This window comes from Serratia plymuthica NBRC 102599 (genome assembly GCF_001590925.1).
Classification (GTDB): Bacteria; Pseudomonadota; Gammaproteobacteria; order Enterobacterales; family Enterobacteriaceae; genus Serratia; species Serratia plymuthica.
The window spans coordinates 26985-40047 of the sequence record NZ_BCTU01000020.1; the positions used below are offsets into that span (position 1 = coordinate 26985).

Below are 13063 nucleotides of genomic sequence, written 5' to 3' on the forward strand. Positions count from 1 at the left end.
AAATCGACAGCCATCACAAAAACTCCCGTTGTCTGTGCTAGGATCCGCTCCCTGGTGGCCTGATCGGGACTTTTCTGCTTTTACAAGGAAAAGCCAGCGGCCTTAACCCAGTGTTATATCCCATGAATTTCAAATTGCAGCTGGGCGCCCAACTGCGGTTTGAAAGGCGACGGGTGTAATCCTAACAGACATAATCAGGCCTATATAATGAATGACAGCAACCGTCTACGGCTTACCTGGATCAGCTATTTTTCTTACGCGCTGACCGGCGCTTTAGTTATCGTCACAGGGATGGTGATGGGGAACATTGCAGAGTACTTTAATCTGCCGGTTTCCAGCATGAGCAACACCTTTACTTTCCTTAACGCCGGCATCTTGATTTCGATCTTCCTCAACGCCTGGTTGATGGAAATCATTCCGCTGAAGCGTCAACTGATGTTTGGCTTTATCCTGATGGTACTGGCTGTCGCCGGGCTGATGGTGACCAAGAGCCTGACGATGTTCTCCCTGTGCATGTTTATCCTTGGCGTGGTCAGCGGCATCACCATGTCGATAGGCACCTTCCTGATCACCCATATGTACGCCGGCCGCCAGCGCGGTTCGCGCCTGCTGTTCACTGACTCTTTCTTCAGCATGGCCGGGATGATCTTCCCGATTGTCGCCGCGATGCTGCTGGCGCGTCATATCGGCTGGTACTGGGTGTATGCCTGCATCGGCCTGCTGTACGTGGGCATCTTCGTGCTGACCCTGTTCTCCGAGTTCCCGGTGCTGGGCAACAAAGGCGCCAATGCCGGCCAGCCGGTAGCGAAAGAGAAATGGGGTGTCGGCGTGCTGTTCCTGTCGATCGCCGCTCTGTGCTATATCCTCGGTCAGTTGGGCTTTATCCAATGGGTGCCGGAATACGCCACCAAGTCCTTCGGGATGGACATCGGCCAGGCCGGTAAGCTGGTAAGCGATTTCTGGACCTCGTACATGGTTGGCATGTGGGTGTTCAGCTTTATCCTGCGCTTCTTTGACTTGCAACGTATCGTCACCGTGCTGGCCGCTCTGGCGACCGGCGCGATGTACCTGTTCGTCAGCACCGACAATCCGGAACACCTGGGCTACTACATTATGGCTTTGGGCTTTGTTTCCAGCGCGATCTACACCACGCTGATCACCCTAGGCTCGCTGCAAACCAAGGTGTCCTCACCGAAACTGGTTAACTTCATCCTGACCTGCGGCACCATCGGCACCATGCTGACCTTCGTGGTCACCGGCCCGATCGTGGCCAAAGGCGGCGCACACGCTGCGCTGACCACCGCCAACGGCCTGTACCTGGCGGTGTTCGTCATGTGTCTGCTGCTCGGTTTCGTTACCAAGCACCGCAGCCACGGTCACGTGACGCACTAATCTGCCGTCAGTGACATCAAAAAGGCGCCTAAGGCGCCTTTTTTTATGGAAATGCCCACGCCTTAGCGCCGGAAATCCACCTTCTCATCCTGCGCCAGATACAGCGTGGTTTCCGCCGGCCGGGTCTCGGCAATCACCGCCCCCTGACGAATCGAATAGCGCACCGGAGTCTGACGGCGCACCGCGTCAAAGCCGCTTTCCGCCGGCAGGATCACCAGGTTGGCGCTGTTGCCCGCCGCCAGGCCATAATCGGTCAGGTGCAGGGTGCGCGCGCTGTGGCTGGTGATCAGTTTCAGCCCGTCGTCAATCTGGCCGTATCCCATCAGTTGGCAGACGTGCAGCCCCATGTGCAGGACTTGCAGCATATTGGCGGTCCCCAGCGGATACCAGGGATCGAAGACGTCGTCGTGGCCAAAGCAGACGTTAATCTCCGCTTCCAGCATTTCTTTCACCCGCGTGATGCCGCGCCGTTTCGGGTAGCTGTCGAAGCGCCCCTGCAGGTGAATATTGACCAGCGGGTTAGCGACAAAGTTGATGCCGGACATTTTCAACAGGCGGAACAGCCGTGACGTGTAAGCACCGTTATAGGAGTGCATCGCGGTGGTATGGCTGGCGGTCACCTTGGCGCCCATATTCAGCTTCAGCGCCAGCGCCGCCACGGTTTCGACAAAGCGCGACTGCTCATCGTCAATCTCATCGCAGTGTACGTCCACCAGCCGATCGTATTTTTGCGCCAGCGCAAAGGCCTTGTGCAGCGATTCTACGCCGTATTCGCGCGTGAACTCGAAGTGCGGAATGGCCCCCACCACGTCAGCCCCCAGCCGCAGCGCCTCTTCCAGCAATGCCTCGCCGTTGGGATAGGACATAATGCCTTCCTGCGGGAAAGCGACGATTTGCAGCGTCACCCAGGGCGCGACCTCCTGCTTCACCTCCAGCATGGCGCGCAGCGCGGTCAGGGTCGGATCGGAGACGTCAACATGGGTACGCACGTACTGCACGCCGTTGGCGATCTGCCATTTCAGCGTCTGCCAGGCGCGTTGTTTGACGTCCTCATGGGTCAGCAATGCCTTGCGCTCCGCCCAGCGCTCAATGCCTTCAAACAGGGTGCCGGACTGGTTCCAGGCTGGCTGTCCGGCGGTCTGGGTGGTGTCCAAATGGATATGCGGCTCGACAAACGCCGGCAGCGCCAGCCCGCCTTGCGCATCAAGCACGTCGCTGCGCCACTCCGGCCCCTCAGGTTGCGGCACCAGATGGGCAATGCGCCCCTGCTCAATGGCCAGTTGCCACAACCCTTCATGCCCGCTCAAACGCAGGTTGTCGATAAACTTCAATGGACTCTGGGCCACCCTTCACCTCTGCTGTTACGGCTCGTTTTATTCATCATACTGGCAGAGGATCCGGCTGACAAAGCCGCAAAAAGTTTATTACTCCTTCCGCTACTCCCGAAGGGGTAAGGTTCGCAGCAACTGGCTCGTTTCAGCTAAAGATGAATAAAAACCGCAACTTATCAAATATCTAGAAAAATCATCCATATACCACATTAGAGGTATATGAAGGTGCACTTGATTTGCATCAATAAATTGCCCGTGGGGAGGCATAAGGTAAGCCTAGGAAATCAGAATTTTGAGGCAATAATGAGCAGAGTCAAACTTGCTGTCATCGGGAATGGCATGGTCGGCCACCGGTTTATCGAAGATCTGCTGGAAAAAGCGGACAAAGACCAGTTTGAGATCACCGTGTTTTGTGAAGAACCGCGCATCGCCTATGACCGCGTGCACCTGTCTTCTTATTTCGCCCACCATACTGCCGAAGAACTTTCGCTGGTACGCGAAGGCTTTTACGAAAAACAGGGGGTGAAGGTATTGGTTGGCGAACGCGCCATTACCGTCAACCGCAGTGAGAAGGTCATTCACTCCAATACCGGCCGCACCCTTTACTACGACAAGCTGATTATGGCCACCGGCTCCTACCCGTGGATCCCGCCGATTAAAGGCTCGGAAAGCCAGGATTGCTTCGTCTACCGCACCATTGAAGATCTGAACGCCATCGAAGCCTGCGCACGCCGCAGCAAACGCGGTGCGGTGGTTGGCGGCGGCCTGCTGGGTCTGGAAGCCGCCGGGGCGCTGAAAAGCCTGGGCGTCGAAACCCACGTCATTGAATTCGCCCCAATGCTGATGGCCGAACAGCTCGATCCTATGGGCGGCGATCAGTTGCGCCGCAAGATCGAACGCATGGGCGTCAAAGTGCATACCGGTAAAAACACGAAAGAGATCGTCAACGGTGGGGAACAGGCGCGTAAAACCATGCAGTTCGCCGACGGCACCGAGCTGGAAGTGGACTTTATCGTGTTTTCCACCGGCATCCGCGCTCAGGACAAGCTGGCTCACCAGTGTGGTCTGGCTACCGCCCGCCGTGGCGGCATCGTGATTAACGACAATTGCCAAACCTCCGATCCGGACGTTTACGCTATTGGCGAGTGCGCCTCCTGGCGTGAGCGCACCTTTGGCCTGGTGGCGCCGGGCTATAAAATGGCGCAGGTCACAGCCGATCATCTGCTGGGCCGTGAAAATGCCTTCCAGGGCGCCGACATGAGCGCCAAGCTGAAGCTGCTGGGCGTGGACGTTGGCGGCATTGGCGATGCCCACGGTCGCACTGAAGGCGCGCGCAGCTACGTTTATCTGGATGAAAGCAAAGAAGTCTATAAGCGCATCATCGTCAGCGCCGACAATAAAACCCTGCTCGGCGCAGTGCTGGTGGGCGATACCAGCGACTACGGCAATCTGTTGCAACTGGCGCTGAACGCCATTGAACTGCCGGAAAACCCGGACGGCCTGATCCTGCCGGCGCACGCGGGCAGCAAACCGGCCATCGGCGTGGATTCCCTGCCGGACACCGCGCAAATCTGTTCCTGCTTCGACGTCACCAAGGGCGACATCGTCAAGGCGGTCGGCATGGGCTGCCACACCGTCGCGGCGATAAAATCAGAAACCAAGGCCGGTACCGGCTGCGGCGGCTGTATTCCGCTGATCACCCAAGTGCTGAACGCCGAGCTGAGCAAACAAGGTATCGAGGTTAACCACCATCTGTGCGAACACTTCGCCTATTCACGCCAGGAGTTGTACCACCTGATCCGCGTTGAAGGCATCAAGTCCTTCGACGCACTGCTGGCCAAATACGGCAAAGGTTACGGTTGTGAAGTCTGTAAACCGACCGTCGGCTCGCTGCTGGCTTCCTGCTGGAATGAATTCGTGCTCAAACCGCAGCACACACCGCTGCAGGACACCAACGACAACTTCCTCGGCAATATCCAGAAAGACGGCACTTATTCGGTGATCCCACGCTCCGCCGGCGGTGAAATTACGCCGGACGGGCTGATGGCGGTCGGCCAGATTGCCAAGGAATACAACCTGTATACCAAGATGACCGGTTCTCAGCGCATCGGCATGTTCGGTGCGCAGAAAGACGACCTGCCGGCTATCTGGAGCAAGCTGATTGCCGCCGGTTTTGAAACCGGCCATGCCTACGCCAAGGCGTTGCGTATGTCGAAAACCTGTGTCGGCAGCACCTGGTGTCGCTTTGGCGTGGGTGACAGCGTCGGGTTTGGCGTCAAACTGGAACACCGCTACAAAGGCATCCGCACGCCGCACAAAATGAAGTTCGGCGTTTCCGGCTGTACCCGCGAATGTGCTGAAGCGCAGGGCAAGGACGTCGGCATCATCGCCACCGAGAACGGCTGGAACCTGTACGTATGCGGTAACGGCGGCATGAAACCTCGCCACGCCGACCTGCTGGCGGCGGATCTCGACAGTGCTACGCTGGAACGTTATCTGGACCGTTTCATGATGTTCTACATCCGCACCGCCGATAAGCTGCAACGCACTTCGGTGTGGCTGGAGAGCCTGGAAGGCGGCATCGATTATCTGCGCAAGGTGATCATTGACGACAAACTGGGCATCAACGATCAGTTGGAAATCGAAATCGCCCGCCTGCGCGATGCGGTTATCTGCGAGTGGAAAGAAGCCGTCGAAGATCCGCAGGCGCAGGTCCGTTTCGCCCACTTTATCAACAGCAGCCTGCGCGATCCTAACGTACAGATCGTCGCCGAGCGCGAACAGCATCGGCCGGCGCGCCCGGATGAACGCATTCCCGTCACCCTGCTGGACGCTGAGGAGAACAACGTATGAGCCAGTGGATCACCCTTTGCCCCGTTACTGATATCCTGCCCGGCACCGGCGTATGTGCCCTGATCGGCGAACAGCAGGTGGCAGTATTCCGCCCCCATGCCGATGAGCGGGTCTTCGCTATCAGCAATATCGATCCCTTCGCCCAGGCCAGCGTGCTGTCGCGCGGCCTGATCGCCGAACATCAGGGTGAACTGTGGGTCGCCAGCCCGCTGAAAAAACAGCATTTCCGCCTGCACGACGGCTACTGCCTGGAAGACGGCAGCCGCTCCGTCGCGCATTTCACCAGCCGGGTAGTCGACGGTATGGTGCAGGTCGCGGCCTGACATTTTCACTTTAACCTCAGGGGAAGCAGCATGTTCACCGATACCATCAACAAATGCGCCGCCAACGCGGCGCGCATCGTCAGGCTGTCGAAAGACAGCCCGCTGGGATTTTGGATCAGCTCGGCGATGGCCGGGGCTTACGTCGGCCTCGGCATCATTTTAATCTTCACCCTTGGCAATCTGGTCGATCCGGCCCTTCGGCCATTAGTGATGGGCGCCACCTTTGGCATCGCGCTGACGCTGGTGATCATCGCCGGTTCCGAGCTGTTTACCGGCCATACCATGTTCCTGACGCTGGGCGTCAAAGCCGGTACCATCCGCCAGAGCCAGATGTGGGCAGTCCTGCCGCAAACCTGGTTGGGCAACTTGCTGGGGTCGGTGCTGGTGGCGCTGATGTATTACTACGGCGGCGGTAGCCTGCTGCCGGTGGACACCAGCCTGATACATACTGCCGCGCTGGCGAAAACCACCGCCCCCGCCGAGGTGCTGTTCTTCAAAGGCGTACTGTGCAACTGGCTGGTTTGCCTGGCGATTTGGATGGCGATTCGCGTCGAGGGCGCCGCCAAGTTCATCGCCATCTGGTGGTGCCTGCTGGCCTTTATCGCCTCCGGCTACGAACACTCCGTCGCCAACATGACGCTGTTCGCCCTGTCCTGGTTCGGCCATCACAGCGAAGCCTACACGCTGAGCGGGATCGGCCATAACCTGTTGTGGGTGACGCTGGGCAATATCCTGTCCGGCTCGGTCCTGATGGGCCTGGGTTACTGGTACGCCACTCCGCGTGCCGAACGTCCGCAGGCCGAGAAAACCGCAGCGCGCCAGGCTGCATAATATTTCGGGGCGCACTGCGCCCCCGTTGCCAATTGCTCGAGGTTTGCCGATGGATTACCTGCCGATTTTCTGCCAACTGCAACACAAAGCCTGCCTGCTGGTCGGCGGCGGCGAGGTCGCCGAACGCAAGGCGCGTCTGCTGCTGGACGCCGGCGCGTTACTGACCGTCAACGCCTGCGCATTCAGCCCCCAGTTCCACGAGTGGGCGGCCCTTGGCCGGGTTAGGTTGGTGGAAGGGGAATTCAGCGCAGTATTGCTGGCGGAAAAATGGCTGGTCATCGCCGCAACCGATCGGCTCGAGGTCAACGCGCTGGTCTATCAGTGCGCCAACCAGCAACGGGTATTCTGCAACGTTGTCGACGATCCCAAACGCGCCAGTTTTATCATGCCGTCGATTATCGATCGCTCGCCGATCATGGTCGCGGTGTCCTCCGGCGGCAAGGCGCCAGTGCTGGCACGGCTACTGCGTGAAAAACTGGAGGCCGTGTTGCCGCAGCATCTTGGCAAGCTGGCGCAACTGGGCGGCTCACTGCGCCAACGGGTGAAACGGCACTTTACCGGTGCAGGTGCCCGCCGTCGTTTTTGGGAGAAGTTGTTTGCCCATGACCGGCTGGCGCAGTCGCTGGCCAATGATGACCAGGCGCTGGCGCAACGGCAGATCGAACAGTTGTTCGACTCTCCTGCGGAGGAGTCCGGCGAAGTGGTGCTGGTGGGCGCAGGGCCGGGGGACGCCGGCTTGCTGACGCTCAAGGGGTTGCAACAGATCCAGCAAGCCGACGTGGTGGTTTACGATCGGCTGGTGTCCGACGAGATCATGACGCTGGTGCGCCGCGATGCCGAGCGTATCTTCGTCGGCAAACGCGCGGGCCATCATTGCGTGCCGCAGGAGCAGATCAACCGCATCCTGCTGGAGCAAGCGCAACAGGGTAAACGCGTTGTGCGGCTGAAAGGCGGTGACCCGTTTATTTTCGGCCGTGGCGGCGAAGAGCTGGAAACGCTGGCCGATGCCAATATCCCGTTCTCGGTGGTGCCGGGCATTACCGCCGCTTCCGGTTGTTCTGCCTACAGCGGCATTCCCCTCACCCATCGCGACCATGCGCAGAGCGTGCGGCTGGTGACCGGCCACGCCAAGAGCGACGGCGGGTTGGACTGGGCGACGCTGGCCGCCGGACAGCAAACGCTGGTGTTTTACATGGGTCTGACGCAGGCCGCGGACATCCAGTGCCAGCTGATTGCCCACGGCATGCCCACGACCACGCCGGTGGCGCTGGTGGAAAACGGCACTTCATGCCGTCAACGGGTGATCGAAGGCGAGCTGAACCAACTGGGAACGCTGGCCCAACAGGCCGCCAGCCCAAGCCTGATTATCGTCGGCAGCGTGGTGAGCCTGCGCAGCAAGCTGAACTGGTTCTCCAGCCAGGAAACGCCGCAAAAGCTGGCTCAAATGGCCTGATACCGACGTAAAAAAAGCGGCTCATGGCCGCTTTTCTCTCTGCGCAAAACATTACGGTTGTGATACGAAACCTACCGCCTGGTAAACCTTCGCCAGCGTTTCCTGAGCGCGCGCACGCGCCTTGGCCGCACCGTCACGCATCACCTGCTGCAGCAAGGCCTCGTCATTGCGGAAGTTGTGATAACGCTCCTGCAACTCACCCAGCATACCGGATACCGCATCGGCAACCGCGCCTTTCAGGTGGCCGTACATCTGGCCTTCAAATTCGGCTTCCAGCTGAGCGATGCTTTTGCCGGTCACGCCCGCGAGAATATCCAGCAGGTTGGATACGCCCGGCTTGTTCGCCACGTCGTAACGAATCACCGGTGGCTCTTCGGAGTCGGTCATCGCGCGCTTGATTTTCTTGGCCACCGCTTTCGGATCTTCCAGCAGGCCGATCACGTTATTGCGGTTATCGTCCGACTTGGACATCTTCTTGGTCGGATCCTGCAACGACATCACGCGCGCGCCAGACTTGGGAATGAACGGCTCAGGCACCTTGAACACATCGCCATACAGCGCGTTGAAACGCTGGCCGATGTCACGGCTCAATTCCAGATGCTGTTTCTGGTCTTCGCCGACCGGCACCTGGTTGGTCTGATACAGCAGAATGTCCGCCGCCATCAGCACCGGGTAACTGAACAGGCCGGCATTGATGTTTTCCGCATAGCGCGCGGATTTGTCTTTGAACTGGGTCATGCGGCTCAGCTCGCCGAAATAGGTGTAGCAGTTCAGCACCCAGCTCAGTTGAGTGTGTTCCGGCACGTGCGACTGCACAAAGATGGTGCTCTTTTGCGGATCGATGCCGCAGGCCAGATACAACGCCAGCGTATCCAGCGTAGCCTTGCGCAGTTTTTCCGCGTCCTGACGTACGGTGATGGCGTGCAGATCGACGATGCAGTAGATGCAGTCGTAATCGTCCTGCAGCTTAACCCACTGACGCAGCGCACCCATGTAGTTGCCAATGCTCAGTTCACCGGACGGCTGCGCGCCGCTAAATACGATGGGCTTACTCATGTTTAAATTTCCTGATTCTCTAAAGATGACAGCCCAAGAGAGGGCAACAAATCGGCAAAGCGCTCCAACACGCGGTCGGGATGGCTCAGGGCAATAGCCTCGCCGTAGTTATAACCGTAGGTCAGCGCAGCGCTTGGGCAACCCGCCCCCTGTGCAGCCTGAATATCGTTGCGCGAATCGCCGACGAACAACAGCTCATTGGCGCGCAGACCAAGCTTGCCGAGCACCAGATACAGCGGCGCCGGATGCGGTTTCTTTTCCACCACGTCGTCACCGCCGATGATCAGCGAGAAATAATCGATAATGCCCAACGCGGTCAGTAACGGCGCAACAAACGGCGTCGGTTTGTTGGTCACCAGCGCCATCGGATAACCCTGTGCGGCCAGGCGGGCCAGCGTTTCTTTCACCTGTGGGAACAGGCGGCTGCCGCTGTCGACGGTTTGCGCGTAGAAGTGATCGAAACGCTCACGCAACTGACAGTTGTGTTCCGGCGTGGCTTCCACTTCAGCCCAACGCAGCGCACGCTGCACCAGCACGTCGGCGCCATTGCCAATCCAGGTCCCCACGCGGGCTTCACCGGCCTGCGGCAGGCCCATTTCGGCCAGCGCCAGATCGATGGCTGCCGCCAACCCCGGCGCGCTGTCTACCAGCGTACCGTCGAGATCGAAGGCCAGAGCGCGGATCGCGCTGAAATCAGCCATGAGTCACTTTCGCCAGTTCGCTGCGCATCTCGTCGATCACCTTGCGGTAATCCGGCTTGCCGAAGATCGCTGAACCGGCGACAAACATATCCGCGCCCGCCGCTGCAATCTCGGCGATATTGTCTACTTTCACGCCGCCATCGACTTCCAGACGGATATCACGGCCACTTTCGTCAATCAGCTTGCGCACCTGGCGCAGCTTATCCAGCGTACCGTGGATAAACGACTGGCCGCCAAAGCCCGGGTTGACCGACATCAGCAGGATCACGTCGACTTTATCCATGACGTAATCCAGGTAGCTCAACGGCGTCGCCGGGTTGAATACCAGGCCGGCCTTGCAGCCGTGCTCTTTAATCAGTTGAATGGTGCGATCGACGTGTTCGGAGGCTTCCGGATGGAAAGAGATATAGTTGGCGCCCGCCGCAGCGAAATCCGGGACGATGCGATCGACCGGTTTCACCATCAGATGCACGTCAATCGGCGCGGTGATGCCATAGTCGCGCAGCGCCTGGCAAACCATCGGCCCGATGGTCAGATTGGGAACGTAGTGGTTATCCATCACGTCGAAGTGCACCACGTCGCCGCCTGCGGCCAGCACGTTAGCAGTATCTTCACCTAACCGGGCAAAATCTGCCGACAGAATGGACGGGGCAATTAAAAACTTTTTCATCCGCAATCTCCAAACGTAGGGTTCGAATTGTTATACCCTTCGCGTTTCAAGCCGCAGCGTGGTTGTCTGCACCTGAAATCCGCCGGGCATATACGCCGGGGCGTACCCCGGTTTAACGATAGAGCGCCAAAAGCTCGTTCACTTTACTGCGACCAAGAATATTACGGCTGATGGTGCGGCGCGCTTTCACCACGTACAACGCGGCATGCTGGTACCAGTCACGCGTCAGCTCGGTGTCATGGTTGGAAATCAATACCGGCACCTGGCTTTCCACAGAAAGCTGATGCGCCATTAACGCCAGGCTTTGCTGATCGGCAATGCTGAAGCTGTTGGTGTGGTAAGCGGTAAAATTCGCCGTCGCCGATAATGGCGCATACGGCGGATCGCAATATATCACCGTCCCGCGCTCGGCTTTTGCCATGGTATCGCGGTAATGCTCGCAGACAAAAGTGGCGTTGCGGGATTTTTCAGCGAACCAGTACAGCTCTTCTTCCGGGAAGTACGGTTTCTTGTAACGTCCAAACGGGACGTTGAACTCTCCACGCAGATTATACCGGCACAGGCCGTTATAACAGTGGCGGTTCAGATAGAGAAACAGCAGCGCGCGGCGATAGGCATCGGCACTGGTATTAAACTCTTCGCGCAGCAGGTAAAAGCGATCCGATTGATTGAACTCATCGGTGAAAAGAAGGCGGGCATCGCGCACGAAATCATCCGTACGCAGCTTAACGATGTTATACAGGTTGATAAGATCGCTGTTGATGTCGGCGAGAATATAGGCGTCGTACTCCGTGTTCAGGAAGACTGAACCCGCACCCACGAAGGGTTCGATTAAGCAGTCGCCCGCCGGCAGATGACGACGAATCTCGTCAACCAGCGGGTATTTTCCACCAGCCCATTTTAAAAAAGCGCGGTTTTTCTTCATGCCGTCAGTTAGCTACTTATACAATTCAGAGCGGCGGATTGTACTCTGTTTCAGACAGCACATCAGCGCACAAATTTAAATGATTATACCCTTCATCTTTCAAGCTGCAGCAATGTCGACTGCGTGCAGTTATTTGGCCTGTCCATGAGCCTACCCCTCTCGGAGCCACCGCAGGGGGCGGGCAAATCTGCTCACGGCACACTTGCCCCCCATCACCGTAAGGGCAAAAGTCTTCGCCCCGCTTACTACGGCCGCAGCATCTACATCCCTACAATGCATGAAATCCATGCCCTGACTGCAGCTTGAAATCTATTGGGTTACTTTTTCAGGTCCTGCTGAACCTGACGTACAGGCTTGGCCCACGGTTTTTTCGCCTGAACATCCGCCGGCAGCGTCGCGATTGCGCGCTTGGCTTCAGCCGCAGAAGCGTAATTACCGCTCACCAGCACGTACCATGCTTTACCGTCACGCTGGGTCGCGTACACCTGATAATTCTGCAGTTTCTGCTGCTTGGCGTAGGCGTTCAACGTATCGGAGCGCGAAGCGCTGCTCAACTGCAGGGTATAGTGGCTGGCCGGGGCAGACTGCAACGAACTGCCGCTGCCGCTAACAACGCCCGCCTTGGCACTCGTCGTGTCAGCTTTGGCGCTCGTCGTGCCCGTTTTGCTGCTTGCCGCTCCCGGTTTAGCGGAAGGAGCCGGGGTATACACCGTGGTTGGCGCTTTATGCTGCTGCGTCGTCGCCGGTTTACCGACGGTTTTTGCCGGTGTCTTATGTTGCTGTGGCGCAGTGCCCTGAACCGGGCGAGTTGCTTCTTTAGCCACGGTAGCGGCGGCGCCGTTCATCAGGGTGGCCGGAGCCGTAGGCAGCGTTGAAGCCGGGCCACTCATGCCCTGCGTCGCCGCATCAACCTGGCCCTGCTGGGCGGATAACGCATCCGACATATTGCCCGGCAGATCGACACGCTGCTGCGCGCCATCCTGCACCGGCTGCGGTTGCGCTTCTGTCGGAGTGCTGGAGATCGGTGGAACGCTGACATTTTGCGGCTGTTGCGCGGAAGTGCTGCTCACGCCGTTATTGTCATTGGTATCGGTCGTGCCGCCTGGAACACCGGTATTGCCGGTGGTCAGCGACGAAGAACCGGACAGGTTGATGTCTTTGGCCGCGCCGTTTTGCGCGCCTTCCTGTGCCGCTTCATGCTTGGTAGGCGCCTTCAACGCCGAGCCGATACCGACAATCAGCAACAGCAGCACCAGAATACCGATGCCAATCATCAAGTGCTGACGCGAAACGGCAAAGCGTGGTCCCGGAGCCGGTTTACGCGAACGTGCAGGACGACGATCGCTGCTATCAGGTCTGAGATCGTCTTCCGGTTTAAACTCATCCATCTGAAACCCTCCAACTAGAGGCAAAAGCCCACCACCGTAGACCTACCGTGGTACGAGCAGATTAACCCGAGATGGCAAAGCGACATCAGTCATGCTTTGCACATTATTAATATAGATGTAAACAGCGGCTAAGCCACTGT

General features: G+C 58.3%; 11 protein-coding genes. 5 read left to right on the plus strand and 6 right to left on the minus strand.

Features of this window, described 5'->3' with window-relative positions; all coding sequences use genetic code 11:
* The first annotated feature begins 207 nt into the window (after positions 1-207).
* Entirely contained in the window at positions 208-1392 is a 1185-nt protein-coding gene (tsgA, locus tag SPL01S_RS13840; RefSeq protein WP_062868921.1) for an MFS transporter TsgA, read from the plus strand.
* 62 nt (positions 1393-1454) lie between these two features.
* Here the strand turns inward: tsgA and SPL01S_RS13845 are convergent, their stop codons facing one another.
* Entirely contained in the window at positions 1455-2723 is a 1269-nt protein-coding gene (locus tag SPL01S_RS13845; RefSeq protein WP_269668871.1) for a cytosine deaminase, read from the minus strand.
* Positions 2724-3026: 303 nt separating this feature from the next.
* On the opposite strand from SPL01S_RS13845, the gene nirB reads away from it, so the two are divergent.
* The 4 genes from nirB to cysG are packed head-to-tail and all read left to right on the plus strand — an operon-like array spanning position 3027 to position 8183.
* Positions 3027-5576 (plus strand): nitrite reductase large subunit NirB, encoded by a 2550-nt coding sequence (gene nirB, locus SPL01S_RS13850; protein WP_063200592.1) that lies wholly within the window; start codon positions 3027-3029, stop codon positions 5574-5576.
* Entirely contained in the window at positions 5573-5899 is a 327-nt protein-coding gene (gene nirD / locus SPL01S_RS13855) for a nitrite reductase small subunit NirD (protein ID WP_063200596.1), read from the plus strand. The genes nirB and nirD overlap by 4 nt, the downstream gene beginning before the upstream one ends.
* A 30-nt stretch (positions 5900-5929) precedes the next feature.
* Positions 5930-6730, plus strand: a complete 801-nt coding sequence (gene nirC / locus SPL01S_RS13860; RefSeq protein ID WP_063200599.1) for a nitrite transporter NirC — start codon at positions 5930-5932, stop codon at positions 6728-6730.
* A gap of 49 nt (positions 6731-6779) precedes the next feature.
* Positions 6780-8183, plus strand: coding sequence for a siroheme synthase CysG (gene cysG / locus SPL01S_RS13865; protein WP_063200602.1), 1404 nt, complete (start codon positions 6780-6782; stop codon positions 8181-8183).
* A 51-nt stretch (positions 8184-8234) separates the two neighbouring features.
* Here cysG and trpS read toward each other — a convergent pair whose 3' ends face one another.
* From trpS to SPL01S_RS13890, 5 genes are all read right to left on the minus strand, one after another.
* Positions 8235-9239 (minus strand): tryptophan--tRNA ligase, encoded by a 1005-nt coding sequence (gene trpS / locus SPL01S_RS13870; protein ID WP_062868925.1) that lies wholly within the window; start codon positions 9237-9239, stop codon positions 8235-8237.
* A gap of 2 nt (positions 9240-9241) precedes the next feature.
* Entirely contained in the window at positions 9242-9940 is a 699-nt protein-coding gene (locus SPL01S_RS13875) for a phosphoglycolate phosphatase (protein ID WP_063200605.1), read from the minus strand.
* Positions 9933-10610, minus strand: a complete 678-nt coding sequence (rpe, locus tag SPL01S_RS13880; protein WP_006319070.1) for a ribulose-phosphate 3-epimerase — start codon at positions 10608-10610, stop codon at positions 9933-9935. The genes SPL01S_RS13875 and rpe overlap by 8 nt, the downstream gene beginning before the upstream one ends.
* Before the next feature lie 112 nt (positions 10611-10722).
* On the minus strand, positions 10723-11535 hold the full coding sequence (gene dam / locus SPL01S_RS13885) for an adenine-specific DNA-methyltransferase (protein WP_004951307.1): 813 nt from the start codon (positions 11533-11535) through the stop codon (positions 10723-10725).
* A gap of 317 nt (positions 11536-11852) precedes the next feature.
* A complete protein-coding gene (locus tag SPL01S_RS13890) occupies positions 11853-12923 on the minus strand; it encodes an SPOR domain-containing protein (protein WP_062868926.1) in 1071 nt (356 codons plus the stop codon).
* Positions 12924-13063 lie beyond the last annotated feature (140 nt).